The organism is Bacteroides sp. GM023, assembly GCF_014750685.1.
In the GTDB taxonomy this organism is placed as follows: domain Bacteria; phylum Bacteroidota; class Bacteroidia; order Bacteroidales; family Bacteroidaceae; genus Bacteroides.
In genome coordinates this window covers 31440-55623 of the sequence record NZ_JAAXGE010000005.1, presented here as the reverse complement: position 1 = coordinate 55623, position 24184 = coordinate 31440, and the positions used below count along the sequence as shown (strand labels likewise).

The 24184-nt window shown below is 41.2% G+C and carries 12 protein-coding genes; all 12 read right to left on the bottom strand.

Annotated features, from left to right (window positions below; all coding sequences use genetic code 11):
• Positions 1-13: 13 nt before the first annotated feature.
• The 12 genes from HC965_RS11360 to HC965_RS11305 all read right to left on the bottom strand — a co-directional run bounded on the left by HC965_RS11360 (position 14) and on the right by HC965_RS11305 (position 23951).
• Positions 14-1219 (bottom strand): DUF5013 domain-containing protein, encoded by a 1206-nt coding sequence (locus HC965_RS11360; RefSeq protein WP_191031557.1) that lies wholly within the window; start codon positions 1217-1219, stop codon positions 14-16.
• A 26-nt stretch (positions 1220-1245) separates the two neighbouring features.
• A complete protein-coding gene (locus HC965_RS11355) occupies positions 1246-3054 on the bottom strand; it encodes a RagB/SusD family nutrient uptake outer membrane protein (protein ID WP_191031556.1) in 1809 nt (602 codons plus the stop codon).
• Between the two features lie 33 nt (positions 3055-3087).
• On the bottom strand, positions 3088-6330 hold the full coding sequence (locus HC965_RS11350; protein WP_191031555.1) for a TonB-dependent receptor: 3243 nt from the start codon (positions 6328-6330) through the stop codon (positions 3088-3090).
• Positions 6331-6374: 44 nt separating this feature from the next.
• On the bottom strand, positions 6375-6902 hold the full coding sequence (locus HC965_RS11345; protein WP_191031554.1) for a sigma-70 family RNA polymerase sigma factor: 528 nt from the start codon (positions 6900-6902) through the stop codon (positions 6375-6377).
• A 106-nt stretch (positions 6903-7008) separates the two neighbouring features.
• Positions 7009-8625, bottom strand: coding sequence for a glycoside hydrolase family protein (locus HC965_RS11340; protein ID WP_223854833.1), 1617 nt, complete (start codon positions 8623-8625; stop codon positions 7009-7011).
• A 335-nt stretch (positions 8626-8960) separates the two neighbouring features.
• The gene (locus tag HC965_RS11335) at positions 8961-11570 is read right to left on the bottom strand and encodes a glycoside hydrolase family 2 TIM barrel-domain containing protein (protein WP_191031553.1); all 2610 of its coding nucleotides are present in this window, start codon (positions 11568-11570) and stop codon (positions 8961-8963) included.
• Between the two features lie 25 nt (positions 11571-11595).
• A complete protein-coding gene (locus HC965_RS11330) occupies positions 11596-12999 on the bottom strand; it encodes a glycosyl hydrolase family 28 protein (protein ID WP_191031552.1) in 1404 nt (467 codons plus the stop codon).
• Positions 13000-13020: 21 nt separating this feature from the next.
• Positions 13021-14433: a glycosyl hydrolase family 28 protein gene (locus HC965_RS11325; protein WP_191031551.1), complete on the bottom strand. Its 1413-nt coding sequence runs from the start codon at positions 14431-14433 to the stop codon at positions 13021-13023.
• A 196-nt stretch (positions 14434-14629) separates the two neighbouring features.
• Positions 14630-18757 carry an ATP-binding protein gene (locus tag HC965_RS11320; RefSeq protein WP_191031550.1) on the bottom strand — a complete coding sequence of 1376 codons (4128 nt, stop codon included), beginning with the start codon at positions 18755-18757 and terminating at the stop codon, positions 14630-14632.
• A 197-nt stretch (positions 18758-18954) separates the two neighbouring features.
• Positions 18955-21321: a hypothetical protein gene (locus tag HC965_RS11315; RefSeq protein ID WP_191031549.1), complete on the bottom strand. Its 2367-nt coding sequence runs from the start codon at positions 21319-21321 to the stop codon at positions 18955-18957.
• Positions 21322-21345: 24 nt separating this feature from the next.
• A complete protein-coding gene (locus HC965_RS11310; protein WP_191031548.1) occupies positions 21346-23379 on the bottom strand; it encodes a tetratricopeptide repeat protein in 2034 nt (677 codons plus the stop codon).
• A 26-nt stretch (positions 23380-23405) separates the two neighbouring features.
• The gene (locus HC965_RS11305) at positions 23406-23951 is read right to left on the bottom strand and encodes a DUF3575 domain-containing protein (RefSeq protein ID WP_191032008.1); all 546 of its coding nucleotides are present in this window, start codon (positions 23949-23951) and stop codon (positions 23406-23408) included.
• Positions 23952-24184 lie beyond the last annotated feature (233 nt).

Genomic DNA, 24184 nt, shown 5'->3' with positions numbered 1-24184 from the left:
CTTTCTGTTTTTATCACAATAATTCCAATTTAATTTCGGTAGCTCTGAAGTAACTTTCGTTAGATGAGAATGAACCAACAAAACCGAGAGTAACTTTTGAACTTTCGCCCAATACAAATTCAAAGGATTCAGTAGCTTTTCCACTTCCAGCAAATTGCCATTTTCCGACAACCTCCGCATGACTCGGTATTTCAGTTACATCCGGCATATCTTCCCCTTTCACTGCTGCAAAGTACATTACAGAAGTTCCTTTTAATTCATGTGATTTCAATTCCAATGTTAACCGATAACGTCCAGCAGGCAGTAAGCCTGATGTTGTTTGATACATTTTACCATTCGTAAACGTATTTGAGCCCCAACCGGCTTGCAGAATCAATTCTCCATTAACGGCATCTTCACCAAAATGAAGTCCGCTACAGAATTCACTTGCACCTGCATTCTTCGAACTACGGGCCGCTTCATTTACTATCCAATCAGCCGGTAATCTCCATTTATTATCACTACCTTTCATTCCTTCAGTCATATTGGGGTCGGTGGCAAAAGGCTGCTTAAAGTTTTTCAGATAAGCAAATGTAATATCGCCTTTAGAATGTGGATTCAGCAATGTTCCGGCAACCAGAGTATGCCCATTGACAGTTACAGTGACCACACCCGATTGATAGCCTTCAGGAACTTCCACTTTTATTTGCGTATCTTCCAAATCTCCACTGGTAACAGCTGTTCCATTAAAATCTACAGTTACATGACTCCAATCCGTACCGAAACCTGTTCCAATAATCGTAACTATATCTCCAGGAACAGCAGCATCAGAACCAAATTCCATATTGTTAGAAGTCAAAGATGTAACCGTTGGCAACGGAAGTATTGTATATGTGCCAATCTTCTCAATCGTATTGGTCCATACTTGTAAAGAGACATCTCCACTCAATGCCTTTTCCGGAACCTCCAGCACAATCCTATTGTTTTTACAAGAAAGAATATTGTCTGCCAGGATTCCTCCGAAATACACTTTTACGGCTTTGGGCTGATCACCAAAATTCGTACCGAAAATAGTAACACGCGTATGAGCATAGCCACTGCCGGGAGTCATACTTGTCACCTCGGGCATGGGATATACATATTGTTTGAATTTGCCGTCCTCCTCTTCACATCCTGCCAAGAAAGCCATGATACCTACTAATAGAAGAAGGCAACTATATTTCATATAAAACTGTTTCATAATTCTAAAAGATTAAGTTCGATGAATTAATTATACCCGGGATTCTGTTTCAAATTCGGATTCCGATCTATCTGTGTTTGCGGAATCGGGAACAAATAATGCTTCTTTGAGAAATGAAAACTGGAAATACCATCAATAACGACACATTTATATTTCTTCTTTCCCCATTTAGCAGTTTCTATTTCCACCTCTTCTTCTCCATAAGGATATACGTTTTGTGTATACTTGGAAGTAGGTTTGCCATCCGAATTAATGTACTCAGTCGGATAATTACTGTCGCCTACCACAGCACCGCAACGTGAAGCATTCAATTCTTTCTCCGCAATGCCCCAACGCTTTAAATCATCAAAGCGGAAACCTTCCATAAAAAGTTCAAGAGTACGTTCGCGCCTAATTTCAGTCAAAGGGTCCAACTGGTTATCGGCAATCAACTTCGCTGTCAAAGAAGCTACTCCGGCACGTTTTCGAATATCATTAATTCCCTTCAGCCAGCTATCATCCACTTTCTGATACCTTTCGTAATACGCTTCTGCATAGTTCAGATACACTTCTGCCAGGCGCAACACCGGATAATTAGCAGATTCTTCTGTATCCTTGCGAGAAGCATATGTTACAAACTTAGCACAATTATATCCCGGATATGTCCCCGAGTTCAAAGTAGGTGAACTAACCGGAGCCGTTCCGCCACTAATATAATTTACCAAACGAAGGTCACGATTCTTATATTCATCAGGTACTGTTTTGTATCCTTGAAATAAAGTTGATTTAGAAATAGGCAATCCATCTGCACACAAGAACATGTCAATTAGTTTCCTGCTCGGTTTTACTTGTGACGAAACTGTATGATTTAAATTGATTCCACCCTGACGCAAAACGACATCATATACTCCATACAGAATAAATTCCTTATTGCTTTCCTTTGTCAATCCGGCAGGATTACTGTCAGCACCTTCCAAATTGAATAAATACATATTACTCTGATTCTTTATCTTCTCATTTGTGTTGTAATTCCATATCTCATACCCTCCATTGTCTATCACTCGTTTTGAAAGATTTATAGATTCCTCCAGAAAATCATTAATTTGATCTTTCTCCGGTCCGGCTGAACCTTCAAAATCTGTTTCACACTTGATTTCTCCTTCTGCCTGATTGTATTTCCTCCAAGTAGCTTCATAAAGCAATACACGTGCCTTGAATGCCATAGCAGCCCATTTGCTAAGACGTCCTTTCTCCGCGCTGGGAATTTCCTGCTCGATAGGAAGACCATCAATAGCTTGTTGCAAATCCGACAGAATTTGATTTACCACTTCATAGCGGGTATTACGCGGAGCTGTAAGTTCAGGAGAATTCGTATCCAGTACCTTCAGCAGAACAGGTACTCCTCCGAAGAAGCGCAACAAATTAAAATATGCATACCCCCGGAAGAAATAAGCTTCTGCCAAATAAGGTGTAATCTCCGAAGAAGCACCCGGATAATCTTTTGCCTTTTCAAACAGAATATTAGCAGTACGTATAAATTCATAATTTTTATCCCAACGGGCATCAGAAGAAGGAATACGGATAGTCCCATGTCCCAAATCCGAAGAGAAACCTGAATAGACCATTAAATCGGAAGAAATATCCATATTATCATATGCAGAGCCATAAGGCGCTTTCCATCCCATCAGTTGCCCATAGCATCCGGCAGTATACTCTTTAAAATCTGACGCTTTCTTAAAAAAGACTGCATCAGTTTTTTGATCCTGTGGTGCCAAGTCCAAAAAATCATTCATACAACCGGACATCCCCAACAGAAGTCCCGTTATTACTGAAATATTATATATAAACTTTTTCATATAACTTCTATTATAATCGTTTAATTTAATGAATTAGAAACCTACATTGACTCCGAATGACCACGTTCTTGCAAACGGATAGCCGGCCTTTTCGGATGCTTCACCGATTTCCGGATCAAAGCCATCCTTTATACTGGTAGCTTCCCACAAATCATTCCCGGAGAAGAAGACACGTACTTTCTCTAATTTTATCTTCTGTGTCAATACTTTGGGTAATGTATAACCGACAACTAAAGATTTGAGACGAATATACCGGCTATTCTGTAACATGAAGTCATTATTCTGATAGTTCCATCTGGCACGATCCATATATACCGTCAAACGGGGAAATTCCGCATTTCTATTATTTTCGGTCCATGTATTTCCTAAAAAGTTAGGATTTTGATTGGTGAAGTGAGCGGCAAACGGATAGGACATCCAACCGGTTCTCATAACGAGTTGTTTCCCCACTCCTTGAAACAAGGCACTAAAATCAATACCTTTCCACGAGCCACCTAAATTAAATCCGAAAGTGAAATGTGGATTAGCATCTCCCATAAAGACAAGGTCGCTCTTTGAGCTTCCATCCCCCGAAATTTTCCGGTCTCCATTCAAATCGACTCTTTTGGTATCTCCCGGACGGAGAGCTTTCTTATCCCCTTGAGGCAACTGACTCAACTCGCCACCTTCACTTCCATATTTCGCATAATATTCATCGACTTCAGCTTGCGACTGTAAAAAGCCATCTGTCGGAAACAAGAACCAGGAATTCAAAGGATAACCATTCAGATTATTCTTACCTGCCTTAAAAGTATCCGCTCCTTCAAGTTCCTGAAGTTTACTGCGGGTATCACTCAAGTTGAAAGTTGCATAATATGAAAAGTCTCTTATTTGGTCACGCCAGCCTAAAACGACTTCCCAACCTCTCACTCGCAGGTGACCACTATTTGTTTTCGGTGCACTACCTCCCAATACAGACGGATAGCCTACATTAGAAAGCATACCTTTGTTTTCTTTAATAAAGTAATCCCAGTTCAATGTCAACCGATTATTAAAGAATCCCAAATCAACACCAATATTCTTCTGCTCCACTTTTTCCCAAGTACGCGTCAAACTGATTAGTCCGTTGTTATTCAGCCATGAAGACACATAGATAGAAGGAGTCGAACCGAATATGGCAGTTCCCTGACCAATAGTAGAAACATAATCATAATTACCCAAACCTACATCGTTGCCGGAACTACCGTAACTCAAACGGACTTTTCCGAAATCCATTTTAATAAAAGAAGTAACCGGCTTCAAGAATTTCTCTTCCGTAAACACCCATCCTAATGAACCGGAAAAGTAATTCTTGAAACGATACCCGTCGGCAAACTTAGAATTACCATCCCGGCGTCCCATAAATTCCAACAAATATTTCTCCGCATAGTTATAATTGAGCTTCATAATAAAAGAATAAGTACCATTTTGGTATTTCCCTCCGCTCGTGGCCTGTGTGGTAGGATCTGCTACATTTATATCATACACTCCCTGATCTTCAAAATCAAGACGGGCAGCAGCCAGCTTTTTAACCTGTGTTTTTTCTGCATTGATACCAAACATAGCAGCTACATTATGTACTTCGGCAAATGTCTTTTTGTATTTCAATAATGCAGAATAGTATTGATAAAAGTAGTTCTCTGCCTTGGAACGATAACCGGGGTTTCCACCGGACGCATCCTTAGGATCCAGGGAAGGTTTAGTAGAAGTCACAATCTGACTTGCCGGATTACCAAACCAGTCATACGTCTGAACAGGAATCACCCAACGTTCACTACGAAATTCCTCATTTTGGAAAGAAGCCATACCTTCAACACTTATTCCATTCCAAATGTCAGCTATAACTTTCATATCCAAGCGAGTGGTGAGAGAGTTCTTTATTTCACGACCTCCATCCGAAGAAGCAGCTACCGGTTGCCGGTCACCTATCGTACCATAATCCGCATACCACTGTCCATAAGGATTCTTGGCTGGGAAGAAAGGGGCTTCCTGCCCGAACAACGAATCATCCAAACCGGAAGAGGGAGATTCCGTATCCGCTTTCACCAAGCTGGCTCCTGTCTCAAAGCGCAGCCATTTGGCCAATTGAATGCCATAATTCATACGGAGATTAATCTGTTTCTGTCCATCATAAGCAGTAGCCAGATTCCCCTGATTATCCGCATATTCGGCTGAAATACGATAATCTGATTTATCCGTAGAACCGGAAATACTTAGATTATGCTGATATGAATAGCGACGGGCGAACATCTCATCAATACGATTGGCATTTCCAATAAAGATGTCTCCATAAGAATCTGTGTGATAAATTCCCTCATAGCCCGATTGCATCTTCAACAGATTTTCTTTATTCACCCATACCCACCAGTCTGGAATCGATTCTTCCTTATTAGCTTCCAGCCACATGGTAGCATATTGTTGCATACTTGGAGAATAACCTGTGATTCCATTGGTTGTGAAACGCATATTGAAACCATATTCTACACTAACTTTTCCTTTACCTTTTTTTGTAGTTACCAAGATGACACCATTAGCTGCCTTAGCACCGTAGATGGAAGCTGCACCGTCTTTCAATACACTGATATTCTCTACGTCATCCATATTCATATTTTGAAATGAATAACCGTTCAATGCCGGAACTCCGTCAATGATAACCAAAGGATCACCGCCATTGACAGAAGTTACACCACGAATTTGAAATTTCAGACCTTCGTTTCCCGGACGGGAAGAAGAACGTGTCACCGTAAGTCCCGGCGTTTGTCCTTGTAATGCCAAACCAACATTGGAAACGGCACGACTTTCGAGTGCTTTACTATTTACTTGTTCGATAGAACCGGTCAGCGTGGCTTTTTTCTGTGTACCGTAACCTACCACTACTACTTCGTCCAGGGCGTTGGTGTCATCTTTCAGCATAATCTTTACATCCGAACGTCCTTCTACGTTAATAATTTGATCCTTGTACCCGATATAACTTACTTTAATCTGTTTGGCACCGGAAGGAAGCTGGATGGTAAATTTTCCATCGAGATCAGTTATAACACCTGTCTGTGCCCCCACAATGACTACATTACAACCTATCAATGGTTCCCCATTTAAGTCTGTAACAAGTCCTTTAACGATTCGTCCTGTCTGGGCGACAATCAAACCTTCTTCTACAGATGCATTTGCATGAAGCATCGCACCTGATGAGCCGCCTACCAGCATAGCGATGGCCAGGACAGCTCCTTTACTAGATAAGAAACTGGATTTTATTCCCATAATATTAAATTAATTATAAAAGTTAATATGCTTTATTTGTATAGTTAGACTACTTCAGAATATTCCCGTTTGATGAAAGCACGTATTGATTTACGAGCTGTCAACAACTGTCCTTCGACGGTACGTATAGACAAGCCAAGTCGCTCAGCTATGTTCGGAGCCGTTAGTTCATGACAAAAGCTCAATTCATAAATCTTCCGGCGTTTGGATGGTAGAGTAGTTACAACTTGGCTGTGCAGCATATTCAATTCCTGTACCTGCACCTGCTCCTCGGTTGTGTTCAATTTTACCCCTTTTATATTATATGTATAATAAGAGGTAAACTCTTCTTTTCTATAATAATTGCGGATTCTATCAATGATAATATTACGGGCAATCGTAAAAAGCAACGAACGCACCGTATCGTGATTAATAAATGCACGGTGTTCCCATAAACGAACAAAGACATCCTGTGCTAAATCTTCCGCCTCATCGGAATAAGGGATACGATAAGAAATGTATTTCAGAATAACCGACCGATATTCCAAGTAACATTCCGAAAAGAAGTTTTCTAAAGTAGTTGTTGAGTTCATAGCATTCAATTTATCTATCTTTATGATGATGCAAAAGTATGCTATAAACCCATTTTCAACTGGTAATCTGGTAACAAAACGTATAAAAGAAGTAACACAGAGCCTTCTAGAAGCTATTTTTCTCTATTTCTATCCCTTTTTGATAAAAAATAACTTCATAACGTGACCCGTCAGTAACGACTTCATTTTCTATTTTCAAGAAAAGTATAACCTGCTCATAAGGTTTCAAAGGTTTAACCACACCTTCTGCTAATAACTTCTCATCACAGAACACTTTTACTTCTGTCTGCCGAGAGGTTGATAGACCAAAATTCTGTATTTCAACTGCAAGTTCTTTCTTTTCATTATTGATTACAGGATGGCGGGCTGACAAGGTTGAAGGTGCATAATCGACATAAGGCAAACGAGCATATCCATATATCAAATTGCCTTTCTTATCCTTTCCTATCATTTTGGGAGCAAACTCATCTGCAGTGATACCACTTCCTCTACCATCAAACACAACTATTAAGTCCTTTCCCGACTTCTTACTACGCAGAGGTTTGCAACCGCGACCGAAATTCACCTTCTGAAAAGCTCCAAAGCGCAAAGACTCGACGTCTATTTCAGTCTGGGGGTTGAATCCCTCTTCTGCCTGAATCTTAACTTCTATATAAGGAGTAATATCACTGATCTGTTTCTTATTCAATACAGACAGTAGCATACCCTTGTTCAAAGGTATACATATATTTTTGGAACTATGATTATCATTAGGAAGATCATCCCACTTGATGGTATCTATTACAGCAAAATTCATCTGGATGGCACGACCATGTTTATCCTGGAAAACTTTCGGACGTTCGTATTTAAACCAATTCTCGACCACCCCATCTTTATGAAAAGAGACTCCGGGAACATAAGCTTCTCCCTGTTCTGTCACCCAATGTATTCCGTCTTTCGAACGCTGATAGTAAGCAATCCTACCCAACCAGTCATTAACAATCAAATGATATTGCAATTCGTCTTTCCACACTACAGGATCTTCAAATCTGCCGTCTACAGCCGGATAAACACGTTTATCAGTCAGCTGCATATAAGGAGAAAGCCCCGTACGACTCACCCATATGCCTCCACCACGACAAACCATCAGACGGGAACCATCTTCACGACGGGCAAAAGTAAGATTAGACAAACCTTCAATAATTTTCCGGTCGCGAGAATCAAATTCAAATTTTCCATATTGCCAAGGACCATTAATGGATTCTGATATATAGTAGCCATCAATCACATATACCACAATACGCCCGTCTTCAAGAACAAAGGCTTCCGGATTGTGTCCTTTTCCTATTGTATCCTGTATGGCATATGGACCACTCAAGCAATCAGATACTGCATGAAAAACAGTAGACTTCGGCCAGAACATATGTCCTTTAGGGGAATTCTCCGCCCATCCGCATACGAACAAATGGTATTTCTTATCCGGAGTCTGCAAAATATTTCCACCCCAAAAGGATGTTTCCGGCATCTCTATTCCATTATCAACATAACGTTGCTGTACATATTCCGCTCCCCAAATGCCTTTCGCCCGCATTCCATCGGGCATAGGCAAGAAACGATCCATAAAGCGTGCACCTTTCACTAAATGTTTCCATTCGGCAGGACGTTCACGTTCTGTTATCTGTGCATTAACAGACATAACTGTCAGCATAACCCCTATCGAAAATAAAATTCGTCTTAACTTCATACTATTTGTATTTATATTGAATCACGTACTATTTGTATCTATACTAAATCATGTCTTATCAATTAAGAGATAAGTTATTGTCTCCTTATTGCAAACTTACTTTCCGCTAATACCAAAGTTACATTTTCCTAAGAGTAATCTATAAACCCAAGCTTTGATTATAAAAACAAAAGTTTCATTTATACAATCAGAACTTGCAATTTTATAATCAAAGCTTTCGTTTATAGTTTTCTTCCAATCAAACGAAAGTTTAGATATAGAGAAATATAAGTTTGCCCCTAATGCGGAGAAACTTATCTATTCACTCTCAATAAACTGGATAGTAGATGATGAAACTACTCCAATATGACTCCTTTTACGATTACTTCTGAGATAGCGGCAGGCATATCTGCCGAGTTCTGTCCGAATGCGAGACGTACAAAACGGAACTTTCTGTCATCTTTCAACAAGAATCGTTCTGTTTCCACCACTTCCCGGTTGTCCATCTTATCGGATAAGGTGATCCAATGAAGATTATCCGCAGATGCTTCTATTTTATATTGGTACGCTTTGGCAGAAGGAAATACGATATTAATTTCCCGTAAAGCAAGTCCCTTTTCCGTATCCAATGTCCAATATGCATTCCTGTCATTCGCATCCGCCTGCCACCTGGTTTTCTTATCTCCATCTGCTGCCGCTCCTGCCGGGTATCCGATAGAAGAGCTACTGGAAAAAGTGGGGTTATTCCGTCCGAATGTTCGGATATCTTCATTCACTTTTACTCTCACAAAGCGGTTATAGGGCCGTTCTTTCACAGGGAGAGTCGTTTCTTCCTTATATGCGGGTGCTTCGTTAAAGGATATATTTACTCTAGATGATTCAAGCCCAGGTGATGTCGCTTCAATCACGGCTGTACCGGCGTAGTAAGAACGGAATTCAATAGCTGCCTTACCATCAAGAATTCGAATATCACTATTTTCATCAAAAGTTATCGAAGTACCGGTAGGAAATTCTCCGGGACCGGATATCAATTTCAACGTCACGGACGGAGAATTGCTGATTTCTTTTCCAGTTGCGTCAAGAATAGTAACATATAAAATCACGTCGTCCGTACCGTCCGCACGAACCTCTTGTCTTTCGGATACGTCAATCCTTATCTTTGCCGGTATTCCCTCCGCTGGCCATTGGGAAGAAGGAATTTGTTGACATTCATTCCGATACCAATACCAAGCACGTTTAGGAATACGGAAATAATCTATGATTCCCATTTTTCCTAACTGACTACCGGCAATACTTCCATGATCGAATCCACACCAAATCACTTGTCCGCTACGCCATGAACGACCTTTCCAAGCATCTTCTTTTTGCAAATCTCCCCAACCCGGTTCATAATTTCCGGGACGTTCGGCTGTGGTACTTCCATACTCGGACACAAGATTGGGAATTCCCGGATTTTGAAAATCTGCGATGGTTCCACCATCACCATTATATCCTGCCACGTCGCCAATTATGTCGATACGTTCTCTGCCCAGCGGTCTTTGTACTCCGCCTACCGCTGCCGGGCGGGTGGAATCCAACTGACGGCTCAACGCCACCATCTTTTGCAGCAAGCGACGTACTCCCGGCATTACTTCCGGAGCTGAGAAAAAAGGTTCGTTGCACATACTCCAAGCTATAATGGAAGGGTGATTCCGATGAATCCGTATCATCTCCGCCAATTGCTGCATGGCACTGGCTTCAAAACCCTCTTCGTCTTTCTTATTGACAGGATAGGCACTGGAATCCCAATATCCGTCCGGTCTAAATCCGCCAATTCCCCAAAAAGGAGCTTCCGACCAGAATAACATCCCTTCTTCATCACAAGCTTTAGAAAAAGCAGGCGCATGGGGATAATGTGAACCACGTATAAAGTCAAATCCCGCTTCTTTCATCAGGCGTACATCACGCCGCATTCCGCTTTCGGTAACGGCATCTCCCCAACCGGCATGATCTTGGTGAACATTAGCTCCCCGAAAATAACGATGGATGCCATTTAAGAAAAAGCCCTTATCAGCCGTCCAACTAATCCAACGAAAGCCAAAAGGAGTTTCATAACGGTCTATTAACTTTTTCCCTTGATATAAGGTACTGACAACCTTATACAGAACAGGAGATTCGGGAGCCCACAGTTCCGGTTGGCGTACTATCGGGGTTGTTTGGTCAAATTTTATCATTGCATTAGCTGCAATTCTTTTCGTAGAGTTTGCTGTCGCTACTACCCGACCGCCTTTGTCCAAGACTTCCGTCAGTAGTTTGTAATCCGAAGGGATATCAGTCCGGTTGTATACATCTGTAACCACTTTTACGGTGGAAGATATCCCTTGATTCTTCTCCAGTTCCAGAGTAGTGACCTGCGTACCATACCAGTCTATATATGCAGCAGACTTTAATACTAACCGCACATTCCGATAAATACCGCCACTGAATACATGCTCTCCCGCCCGAGGTGCTACATCGGGCTTCCAAATATTATTGACACGGACAGCTATGATATTTTGCCCTAACTGAACGGCAGATGATATATCAAAAGTGAACCCGGTATAGCCTCCTACGTGGCTACCCACCCGTTTACCATTGACGAATATTTCCGCTTCCTGAAAGACACCGTCGAACTCAAGGAAAGCTATCTTTTTCAATTCCTTTTCTGATAAGAAGAATTGCTTTCTATACCATCCATATCCTATATAAAAGTCTTTCGACATGAAATAAGGTATACTAAAAGAATGAGGTAAACCAATTCTTTCCCAACCTGTATCGTCATAGGTATTTTGTTCCGCACCGGGATAATCACCACGAGAATATTTCCACTCCCGATTGAAATTGATAGTTTGCCGAGGTTCATCTGTCGCACGAATGGAAGTCGGGGTAGCAAATCCCCAACCTGTCAGAGTAAGAAGTAATATAGACAATAGCAATTTGTGTGTCATGAATATAGATTTTAGTGTATGTTTATTATCGAAGGTGAATCTTACCTACATATCCCTTCAGATTCAAGTTCAAGTCTTTCTGCAAAGATATCCTTTTTCCATTAAACCATATATTCTCAAATGATATATTATCTACGATATATTTGTCATTATATCCTTCTATCAATGACGGATTTGTATATTTACCGGTAAACGATATATTTCTGAATGTAACGTTATGTATTCCTCTACCGGGTCCAGTATTATATTTCTCGTTATACATCACACGCAAATGAAATAACTGCCCCTCTTGGATATGTTCTACGCGGATATTATCAAAGATTATATTACGTGCCAAATTGTGATCTCCCACATTTATAGCCATACATCCCTGATAGTCACGATCATCTTCATCATGTTCCAAAATATCAATATTGGTAAAGAGCATATTTTCAAGTATCTCTCCTTCAGTAGAGGTGTCACCATGGGTACCGATATTAATAGGATGGGCAATATCCGCCCAAAGCGTAGAATTACGTATGGTAATATCGTCCGTGTTTCCATAAAAATCCCACCGATGCCCATAAATTGCTATGCAATCATCGCTATTACGCATAAAGACGTCTTCTACCAGAATATGTTTACAACAAAAGAAATCCAGGCCATCCCCCCAACCTTGATAGCTGAAAGATTTGACATTCTTAATGGCTATATTTTCCGATTGTCCCACCGTTGTTGTATTATAACGCGGATTTACAACGGTGATACCATCAACCAGTACATTCTTTGAGTAATTTATCGTAATGCCGTTTGAAGTCTCATGCAACATTCCTGTACCTAGAATCTTCACATTCTCTACATGGTCACATACTAAAGGACCTTTCAATACAGCACCACCTTCCAAATAAACAGTCGTATTGGAAGGGATTGGAAAATTTTTCGCTATGGAATCAGTGGGTTCATGGTAACCAGCTTCGAAATACATCACTCTCGGAGCATTCTTATCGGGAATATCGGTTCTAATAGCATTAGCAAACAGATGCAAATTGTGCAGACGGTCACCATTAAATTCAATAGAAAGTTTTTGTGGTTTGTCTAGTGTGAACAAAACGCAATTACCGTCAACCGTAGGGCGGATGCCTTTGGATAAAGGACGAATGTCTACCTGACGTACTTCTCCATTATTTTTCTGGATTAGCACCTCTATCTCTCCTGTAAAATCAAATTGTACCATCGAAGCATCCGAGCGGGTATCCGCATCCACTTTGACATTGTACTCATATAAATCTATCCATTCTTTTTCACCTGTCTGGCGTACCTTGACCGTATAATCATCATTATGACGTGCATAATATAGTTGCCGGGGTACGGGATAAGTTATAATCTGTGCTTGTACACCGGTGGTCATTAAAAGAAAGACCATTACCAACGTTTTTAAAATCTGCTTCATTTTTTCTCTTTTTTCCGAAAGCTATTTTACTTTGATGTTCTTTATGTATTCATTCGTGATAAAGCCATTGGTATTCTTCATCTTCACACCGTTGATTATCACATTTTCGAAGGTTACATTTTTCACAGAACGTTCTTTATCAAAACCTTTTATTAAAGAAGGATTCTCCCCCACTCCATTATAAGTAATATTGCGGAAAGTGATATCCTCAATACCCCGTCCGGGTTGTTTGTCATACGTCGGATTGAAACGGACATTGATATGGAATAATCGTCCCTCCTGGATACTTTCTACACGAATATCCTCAAATAAAATCTTGCGTACCAGATTCTTATCACCACAGTCTACTGCCATGCAGCCTTGATAGGGAAGGTCGTCTTCATCCTGTTCCAGGATATCGACATTGCGAACGGTTATATTCTCTACTATTTCTCCTACTGTGTCGTCAGGATTTCCATGTCCACCGATATTAATAGGGTGAGCAATATCTGCCCAAAGAATTGAATTTTGTAAAGTCACATTCCGACTTCCCCCATAATAATTCCAACGATGGGCATAGATAGCGATACAATCATCACTGTTACGCATAAAAACATTATCTATCAGTACATCATTACAACACATTAAGTCTATGCCGTCACTCCATCCTTTGCAACTGAAAGATTTTAAGTTCTTAATAGTCAGACCTGCTGATTCTCCGCCAAACACTGTATAATGGTCAGGATTGACAACTGTGATACCGTCTATCAATACATTCTTGGAATGGGTAACTTCTACTCCACGGATAGAGTGATAAAGAATGCCACGGCCAATAATACGCACATTTTCTGCTTTATCAACTAAAAGTTTAGCTTTCACAACAGCTCCGGGAGCTAAATAAACGGTGGTATTGGAAGGAATCTGAATTTGCGTATTCGGCAAATCTTTAGGCAGGTGGACACCCGGACCGAAATACATCACTTTGTCGCTACTTTCGGTGTATGTTTCTGTTTCTAAAGGATTGGCAAATAAATGAAGGTTATGTAAACGGTCACCGTTAAATTCTATCGAGAGGTATTGCGGCTTCTTTAGTGTGAAAAAGATAGCATTCTGATTTACCGTATGTTGTATACCTGTTGCCAACGGACGGATTTTCACATCCTGAATCAAGCCATTGTTCTTTTTCACCATTACTTCTACGGGATTGCCCATATCAAACTGTACCATCGAAGCAGATTGCACCCTATCCATGTCTACATGAACTTCATATTCGAATGCATCTTCCCATTCACCTCCTACTTCACGCACCTTAACAGTATAATCGTCATTATGCGGTATACCTGTACTTAATCCTTTAGGATAGGTCACTAATTGAGCATTTCCGAATGTTGAAAACAGAATAGCTATCGCTAATAAACATTTTCTTTTACCTGATATAACTCCTACCATATTCATTTCACTAAACTATTTAATATTGTGATTACTTATATTCATTGAAGATAGTTGCAAAGTTATGCCGTCTATTCCCATGAGGTTGGCAAACTGGTAACAGAAGCTGGTAAAACAGTAACAAATACAAAAAATCTCCTTTATTGTCTACTACGAACAATAAAGGAGATTTACCTATATGACTTTTGCTTTTTCCGGTTTCTTATTTTTCATCTTTCATATGTGATTCAGCATATTGGGTGGGAAGAACTCCAAACATCTCTTTAAAGCATTTGGTAAAGTAGCTTGCCGAGCTGAATCCAACACGGTCTGCCACTTCGACCATCGTCAGTTGACTTCCCTGAAGAAGTTGTGCCGCACGTTTCAGACGAATACTCTTGATAAAGTCGGACGGAGTATTTCCGGTGATGGATTGCAGTTTCCGGTACAGGTTCATGCGGGTCATTCCCAAATCACGGCTCAATTCTTCCACTGCATATTCCGTGTTATCCATATTCTTTTCAATATATTCCAATGCACGTTGAATGAGTTTTTCGTCAACAGAGGTGATAGTGATTGAACTTGGATTGACTTCTATATTTTTGCTGAATTCCTGCTTCCTTTTTTCCTGTTGCTCTATCAGCTTCTCAATACGTACCATCAACATATCAAAGTTGAATGGCTTGGACATATATGAATCCGCTCCTACTTCATAACTATTAATCTTGATGTCGTCGGCAGTGCGCGCAGTAAGCAGAATAACAGGGATATGTGAAGTCTGTACATTAGTTTTAATTCTCCGGCATAGCTCGATACCATCTACTTTGGGCATCATAATGTCGCTAATAATCAAATCCGGGTTCTTGTCAATCGCACATTGTTCCCCCTCTTCTCCGTCACTAGCTTCCAAAACCTGATAGAATTCTTCCAACTGTTCTTTCAGGAATGTACGGAATTCTTTATTATCTTCTACAATCAGCAGTCTTTCTCGATTATCAGCATTTTGCAACGATAAAACGGCTTTCTGTTCTTCCTCCTGTTTTTGTTCTTCTGAAAAGTGAGTCTTTTCTGAAGAATCAGCACCTTTAGACGTGTTGGCATTCATCACTCTAAGCAGTTCTTCTTCGGGCTTTAGGTCTATGGGCAGATACACAACGAAGGTTGCACCTTGCCCCAAATGACTTTCAACGGTTACTTCTCCGCCATGAAGTACAGCATACTCTCTGACAAGATGGAGTCCGATACCACTACCGGATTTTTCTTCTTCCCAATTCCTCACTTGGTAGAAACGGTCAAAGATATAAGGAAGTTCTTCTTCTGATATTCCGACACCTGTATCTGATATGCTTATCTTCGCACATGGCTTTCCTCCCTTTTCTTCTACAGAAAGAGATAAAGTAACTTTTCCATTTTCCTGAGTAAACTTAAATGCATTTGACAAGAGATTATTGATAATCTTATGCACTTTGTCCCTGTCAAAATACATATAGAGTGATTGGTGAGGTGTCCGGCAAGTAAAATCCAGGTTCTTTTCTACCGCTACCGGATGGAAGCTATTATAAATAGATGCGACAAATTCTTCTAAATCACCATTCATCAAAAGCAATTTCTCACCCTTCATCTCTAGTTTACGGAAATCGAGCAATTGATTCACCAAGGTAAGAAGTTCTTGCGCATTCCGGTAGATATTATTCAGTTGTTTACTGGCTGATTCATCCGTAATCTTGCGTTTCAGAATATCTAAAGGCGTAAGAATCAGAGTCAGCGGAGTACGTAACTCATGGCTGATATTCGTAAAGAAACGGAATTTCATTTGGTTTAATTCTTCTTTCTGCCGTTGGGCTTCTTCACGTTGCATATGAATCAGCTTACGATGGTTTCTCTTATTCATATACACGATAAATCCGCATATCAGAGCGCAGAAAAGTATAAAATAGATAATACGTGCTGCCAATGTATCCCAAAATGGGGGATGAATGATGATAGAAAACAATGATTCCGGTCCCCAAACTTTATCATTCCCGGCTGCCGATACTTTAAATAGATATTTGCCCGGAGGAAGATTGTTATAGATAGCACGTCCTTGCCCGTTATCAGAAAGAACTTCAATCCATTCTTTGTCAGAACCCTGCAATTGATAACGGAAAAAAGTATGGGAAGGATTAGAAAAGTTTACGCCGGAGAAATCCAGTGTTATAAAGTTCTCATTATGGTTCAAGACAATATGCCGGGCATAGTTTGCCGCTTTATCCAATAGAATACGTCCATTATATTGCATTCCGGGAATAATGGAAGCATTGAATAGTTTCAATGAGGTGAAAACAGGATGATTAACAAATTTATCATAGAATATATTCTCCGGGCTAAAAGCATTGAAACCGTTCGTCCTGCCGAAATATATTTTCCCATCCCTGGTTTTCAAAGAATGAAAATCAAATAAATCGTCTTGTTGAGAACCCATCACAGTAGGGAATGATATGACATGAAAGTCATAATTCGTACCTTGTTTATCCACTTTTACTTTGCAGATAGAGTTTATGGTAGAAATCCATATATCATGATTATTGTCTTCCTGAATGCCTTGTATCGTAGCATTGGGAAGTCCGTCTTCTTCCTGTAGTGTATATAGTTGCTTATCGGGAGTTACGATATTCAATGCGTATTGAGTGCCGAACCATAGTAATCCCCGGCTATCATTCAGGATACAATTATACTTGTTGCTGTCATGGATAAAGAGTTTGTTGAAAGGGTCATCACGTTCGGGAATCCAAACTTGGTCTGTCTCCTGGTTATAAATATACAGGCCATTGTATGCTCCTACTATCAATCTGCCATCATTATCCAGTGCCAGTGCGTCAGCAGTTTTGTATTCTTTCAGTTCAGGATGATTATCCACTAATAGATTTATCTTACCGGTATTTAAGTCCAGGCTCCCTACTCCACCATAAACACTAATCCATAATCGTCCCTTTTTATCTTCAATAATAGCACGGACATTTCTATAATCAGGGTCTTGTTGATAACCTTCACTCGGATAAGAGTAGAGTTTTACTTTCCCTTTGTCAATGCAATACAGATTTTCCTGGTAGGTTCCCAACCAAATACGTTGCTTACTATCTTTATAAAGTACCCAACAGATTTGATGGTCCAGTTCTTTATAGGGAATAGTCACTTTTTGGGTGAAAGGATTATAGAGATGAAGGCCATTGAGAGTGCCCAGCAGGATATTTCCCTGTTCATCTTCGGCAAAGGCACATACATCTTCATTGTTCCATTTTCCATATGTATTTTCCCGGTTATATAAAGGGAAATTATCCATACTCGGATGATAATAGCAAATACCCTGACTAAAAAGTCCCATCCACATGCCTCCACTTCGGGAGTCGAAGAATAAACTGTGAATATCATTGTGTAGCGTTCCTCCCGTTTGTAGCGGAATGTCTTTTACTTGAGTGACAGATAGATTATGACGCATGATTCGATACATCCCTTTAGAAACTCCGCCAATACACGCATTACCTTCCTCATCCACACAGATGGAGGTCAGTATAGAATAATTATCCCGTGGAGTAGTGAAGACTTCCTGCCATCTCTTACTCTGAGTATTATAATATCCTACTCCCCAATCCCACATTAGCCAGTAATCGCCATTATCAAGTATCTTCATTACCGCCCGGTCACCCGGGTTCATTTTACCGATAAGAAAATCTTCCTGACGGATAAATCGTTTGTGTTCCGTATCGTAACAGCGTATGACTCCTTTTTCATGAATCATCCAGGCACAATTACCTTTGCTTTCCACATTCTGTAAAGTTCCGTAATACTCTATAAATTCATCCTTAACGCACACCTGCTCCAATGTCCCTTTCTTTTCGTCATACAGATAGACTGAAGATTGGGGAGTGACAAACCAATAATGCTGCTCCGAGTCAATAAACATATCGGAGATTTTGACGGTCAATCCAAAATCGTGTAATAAGGAATCTACATTGGTGATATACCGTTCCGTTGTTAAATCAAAGACACGAAGCCCGCCACGCTCTTTCATCCACAGGCGATTATGGGTATCAATATATTGTTCGGGGATAGCATGATTGTAGGCTATCGGGTATCTACTTCGCGAATTATAAGGAAAGCTGACAAACTGATTGCCATCATATAAACTTAACAGGACGGTCGTTCTCACACCCAGTCGCCCGTCAGGTATTCCAAAAACACTTTTTACATAATTATCGGGCAAACCATTGGCTACCCCGATATGACGAAATATATAGGGAGATTGTTCCGCATTCAGTTTCACTGAACACAAGATAGAAAACAGAACAATAAATAGGGTATAATGTGCTTTCATACAATAAATAGTTGGATGATAAACGTGTCTTTTTAATCATCTACGTAAAGCTAGCATAAAATACCCCTTTCTGTTTTTTGTTTTAACTTTATTTAAGCAGCGGCTATTCCATCCAAAGTAGTGGAATACAAAAAAGGGTTGCACAATACTGATTCAGTGATTATGCAACCCTTTTTATTAGATTTCTTATTTTATTCTTACTGGAAAGTAGGCATTTTGAATCTGTATAACAATCCACCTACCATAGAAGCTACGCGGTCAGGTCTTCCCTGTTCAAGGCCATCGTATGTATCCGTACGGATACCGACTTTCGGTTCAGCATACAGATACAAAGAAGATGCCACTTTCAGCTTCACCTGTACACCGGCATCCAGTCCCGGCACAGCCTGGAACTTACCGTTGCGACGAGCCAGTCCGGCAGTAACACCCACAAAAGGTACTACATCTATCACATGGTCGGGGCTGTATCCTTTTGCCAATGTAGCCAGGCTCATCATATAGTCCATACCTAAACCGGCATAATGGAGATTCATTTTCGATTGCGTTTTCCCTTTATACAGAATCGTTCCGTTGATACGCCAAGCTGATAGCGGAGTGTACCATTTACCGAAACTTCCCTTCGCTTCCACACCTGCATTTTTCACCAAATCTTTGCTGGCAACCAACAAGCTACCCATTCCGAGTGCTCCTGATACGAAATAACGCTTGTCATCCTGACCGAACACACTACGATTGGCGGCTTTTGAATAAGGAACAAAGCGATAGTGGAAACCTGCATTGACACCCACCAACACATCTTTCTGCACAAAACCCAAATTTCCTTCGATGAACTTATCGCCATACAGTCTTACTTGCGGCTCGATATACAGACCGAGGAATTCATTCACGTGCCATAATCCCTGTAAGCCTGCATTTATACCCGGTTGGAAATGATGTTCCGACTTGGAAGTATAAGCAAGATTGACACCGACCGAACCGATTAAATCAAAGACACGTTCCGGATTGTATCCGCTCATGGTAGACGTAATGTTCCACAAATAATCAAGACCGCCGCTGACACTGACGTGTCTAAGTTTGCCTTCTTTCACATCCCTGGGAACTACATAATTCGTGAAGAATCCACCCGTACCCTCCAGGCGCAAACCGGAATAAGGGCTCAACCACTTACCGATAGATACAGAAGCCTGCGGACCTAAAGAACCGAGGTTTTCAAGATTCGTCTTATTCAGGAACATTTGCAGGCCGATTCCCGAAGTCATAAACAGATTGTCTGCGATGTGACTGCTTGAGAATCCGTTCTTCGAACGTGCCGTACGGTCAATCGTATGATAAGTCAAACCGAAGTTCAATTCTCCGAACTGGTCTGTGTTACCGCCCAATCCGCGTCCGCCTGCATACCTCTTATTATATACATTGAGACGAGGTTCAATGAATAAATCCACCGAACGGTTGACACGAAAACTACCTTGCACGCCGAGTCCTATTCCCGGAGCATATTTAGCGGTTTTATCCACTCCTTTCGTACCTGCCAGGTTAATTCCGGCAATACCAATCAGGCTGAATATTCTTTCTTCATCATATCCCCAAAGCACATTATTGATATTCAGCAGATAGTCCGCATGCAAGTCAACATGTTTAAAGTAACGGCTCACACTGCCCGAAGGCGTATCCGAAATTCCGACCGTCCCGGACAAACGCAGACCGGAAGAAGGACTGAACCACTTACCGATTCCAGCAGAGAACTGCGGACCTAATCCTTTCATCGTATTCTTGATTCCCGAAAGTTTCAGTGTACTGATACCACCGGACAAAGAGATAAACATATGATTCAGGAACGAGCTATTGTCGAAATCATCGAAATGAATCTTAGTCCCCATCAGAGCAGCAGGCATATACGTCAGACCAACCAAGACCGAACCGCCCATTTTATAGTTTCTCCAACTTTCCGTATGCGCGAAACCGTCATTATACCATCCAATCCGCGGCTCTACAAACAAATCCAATGTAGAAGAAAGACGTACATTTCCCTGCAAACCGAGATGAGCACCATAATAGAATTCACCGCCTCCTTTCAAATTCGGATAATTGACAGAACGTTCGCTATTTTCTCCAACCTTGGAATATCCGGCTTCTATCCCCGCAACCCCCACTAACTCAAAACATCGGTTTGCATTGTATCCGTATGCCAGGGAAGACATATTCAACAGATAGTCCAGGCTACCGCCACCCATTTTTATTTTAGAATCGTAGATATTCGACGGCAGATAACCCACATTCACTCCTATCCGGAGTCCGTGAACCGGAGTAATCCATTTTCCCATAAAAAGATGGGCCGTCATTCCCATTCCGTCCTGACTCGCTTTGTCAGACAGCAAGCTATACGGGCCTATTCCGGCAGAGAAAAAGAGATGTTCATTGAATTTATTACTCGCAAACTTTTCATTCGCAGGCCGTTTCTGCAACATATATTGCAATGCACCATACTCCTGTGCCTGTAAGGTAACAGCAAGCATCAAGAAGATTGCCACTGCCACATATTTATTTTTGATACTGAAGATATTCATCGTTTACTCTTGTTGTATATATCATTATTTAATTTTCTGCTCTTCCGGCAGCAAGTCAATAATATCACCGTCCACCTTCGCTATTTCCAGTAAGGAAGGGTCCAGTTCAAGGGCTTTCTCAATGCTCATAAGCGCATCACCTATTTTCTCCAGGCGGTTGGCAGCAATCGCTTTCACATAATATTCGCGGGCTGTCTCTATATTCATGGTAGAAATCTTTTCCCATGCCTCCTCGTTTTTCTTCATTGCCAGCAGCATCACCACCTCATTAAAAGGACTGGTAGCCGCCACCTTTTCGAAAGCATCATTGTAATAACCCGCCAATGCCTGAACAATGGCCTGCAAATCTTCAGAAACCGCTTCTTCGGGAACCAATGTCAAGACAGAATCCGCCTTTGTATATTTCCCTTCGTGCAGCAAGGCAATAGCCTGATTGGACAATAACTCCGCCGGCGCGGATTTGCTGACAAACGATTCGAGAATACGTGAATCCGGAGCATCCTTCTGTATCGTCGCCACTGCCAGTTCATTGGCTGCATACGTAAAGTTGTCATAAAGTTCAAGAGCTTCCCTGCAATACTTCTCCCTTTCGTCGGGAGTTTTCGCCGTCGTAATCATACGGTAATATTCAAAACGGGTCAAATCCTTCGGATTCTTTCTATAGAGAGTTCTAATCTCTTCGTCTGTCAAAGAACGAAAGATTGAATAACCATAGGTGTACTGCACCTTTCTCAATTTAGGCAGATAAGTGGCAGCGAGTTCCTTATAGAAAGGTTTCGATTTCAATACTCCATTCAAGCGGTATGGAGTAGCGGCATATTGTTTGATTAAGTCCTCCACTTCTTTGGCCAATTCCGACTTAAAGTCTTTCTTCAGCAATTCAGCCACTTCCTTCCAGGAAGCTACCGACGCATCCGATTTCACTTCCAGTAATTTGCGTGTTTCCGGGTCTAGTTGTGCCAGGATACGTTCCAATGCCTTATCCGTACGCAACTTTGCCAGGCGAAGATTCGTTTCGTAAGAACCGTCCGGCGAAGCCACACCCGTGATATGGAAACTCTTTAAAGAAGCATCCGGATTCGTCTCAATGCCACGCAATTCTTGGTTCAACCGGTTCAATTCCACCTGGTTCTGCGGGTTCTTATCATCCAAATTAGCTTTACCTACCAGGAATGTCAGGTTTACCTCACCTTTCGTATCCCGCAACTGCATCACAGGTTTCGGGAGATACTTCTCGTCCGTCAGGCTGAAAGCGGAGAATTTATATTCCAGGAAACGCAACGGGTTGACCGTTCCGCGGGCAATGGAGAAAGAATCACGATAAATGATACTCCGATAGTTTTCCATCGCAAGATGTACATCCGCACGGTAGTCGTGTTGCAGATACTCTATATAAATAGAATCATGGTAAGCAATAATATCCCCCTTGCGTGAAGAAGTCGTTTTCACCCGGATATAATCGTGCAGCGGGTCTTTATCCATATCATAATCGTACATTCGATTTTGCGTCGTATTATAAGTATCCCCATCGAATACAACAGGACGCATCAACAGACGTTTTTTAAGTGTCACATCATAAATGGAAGGCTGCAATACCAACCGGCGATGCGAGTTAAACATCTCTTTAGGCACCGGGACACGGGTTTTCAGATGGAAGTAATTACCTTTGATTTCGATGTCCGTAGGTTCCGGAATCACTTTATCTTTCACTTTGGAAGTAATCGTAACTTCATCCAGTTCGATGACAGCATCTTTCAGCACTACATTCAGAATCTGCTTTCCTGCCACCTTCACCGTTCTGTCCTCATAACCGACGCATGTAAACTTCAACGAGCCGTTCTTCTCAACCAATACACTGTATCGTCCATCCTCGTCGGACATTTCGATACGTTCGTCATTGACCGGATTCAGCACATTCACATTCGGGACACTTTTTCCCTGCGGATTTGTAATCTGTCCCTGCACACGGATACGTTGGGCGGATACATCCATGCCGACTAACATCATCGCCACGAGAAGTATACCTATTAATCTATCACGTTTCAAATTGATTTTCATTCTCTTTTCTGACTAGCTAATGTTCGTTATCGAATAATATAAACAAAGGATACCCCCAGTTTGACAGGTGCAATGGTGGTCTTACTATCGTTGACCGCACCCGGTTTCGGAGTACCCTTATCATACTTAAACTGACGGTAGCGCAACACGCCCACTCCGGCAGTTGCCTCGATGTTCCAATGGTCGCCCAGCACCCATGCATACCCATAGGTCAGACCGGCGGCATATGCATCGCCTTTGTGATGCACATCTTTCACCATCATATTAAAATTATTCACGAAAGCGGTGACCCCAAGAAAATGGCTCACCATCGGACGATTTAGCCAGTAACGAACTTCAGGCTGAAAATGCGTGAAAGTCGTTTTAAAGTTGTCTGTACTGATTGGGTTCGCAGCAATCCCCATATTCAGGGAGACATGGCTACCCAATACAAACTCTGCTTCTACATTCGGACTGGCAGTGAGCCAACCCAATGCATTTGTCTTTACAGCTACCCGCTGCGCGTGCACATGTACGCCACAACATACTAGTAGAAATGATAACGCAGCTAATGCCCTGCGACCATTCCTCATCACATATACCATAATTTATTTCCCACTAAATATTTCCCACTAAAATACTTACCCACAAAAAAAGGGCTTACTGTCCATATTATATACAACTTGGACAGAAAGCCACAAAATTAGAAAAAATATAGCATTAAAAACGTTTAAATACGCTTTTTTTGTTTTTTATTGCAACATTTTTCGTCTTAGACCGTAATATACCATACTGCGGATAAGATATACAATATTACCATCATACA

Excerpts from the sequence above, each read along its gene's own strand:
- HC965_RS11360 (WP_191031557.1), bottom strand. The coding sequence starts at position 1,219 with ATGAAACAGTTTTATATGAAATATAGTTGCCTTCTTCTATTAGTAGGT.
- HC965_RS11355 (WP_191031556.1), bottom strand. The coding sequence starts at position 3,054 with ATGAAAAAGTTTATATATAATATTTCAGTAATAACGGGACTTCTGTTG.
- HC965_RS11350 (WP_191031555.1), bottom strand. The coding sequence starts at position 6,330 with ATGGGAATAAAATCCAGTTTCTTATCTAGTAAAGGAGCTGTCCTGGCC.
- HC965_RS11345 (WP_191031554.1), bottom strand. The coding sequence starts at position 6,902 with ATGAACTCAACAACTACTTTAGAAAACTTCTTTTCGGAATGTTACTTG.
- HC965_RS11340 (WP_223854833.1), bottom strand. The coding sequence starts at position 8,625 with ATGAAGTTAAGACGAATTTTATTTTCGATAGGGGTTATGCTGACAGTT.
- HC965_RS11335 (WP_191031553.1), bottom strand. The coding sequence starts at position 11,570 with ATGACACACAAATTGCTATTGTCTATATTACTTCTTACTCTGACAGGT.
- HC965_RS11330 (WP_191031552.1), bottom strand. The coding sequence starts at position 12,999 with ATGAAGCAGATTTTAAAAACGTTGGTAATGGTCTTTCTTTTAATGACC.
- HC965_RS11325 (WP_191031551.1), bottom strand. The coding sequence starts at position 14,433 with ATGAATATGGTAGGAGTTATATCAGGTAAAAGAAAATGTTTATTAGCG.
- HC965_RS11320 (WP_191031550.1), bottom strand. The coding sequence starts at position 18,757 with ATGAAAGCACATTATACCCTATTTATTGTTCTGTTTTCTATCTTGTGT.
- HC965_RS11315 (WP_191031549.1), bottom strand. The coding sequence starts at position 21,321 with ATGAATATCTTCAGTATCAAAAATAAATATGTGGCAGTGGCAATCTTC.
- HC965_RS11310 (WP_191031548.1), bottom strand. The coding sequence starts at position 23,379 with ATGAAAATCAATTTGAAACGTGATAGATTAATAGGTATACTTCTCGTG.
- HC965_RS11305 (WP_191032008.1), bottom strand. The coding sequence starts at position 23,951 with ATGAGGAATGGTCGCAGGGCATTAGCTGCGTTATCATTTCTACTAGTA.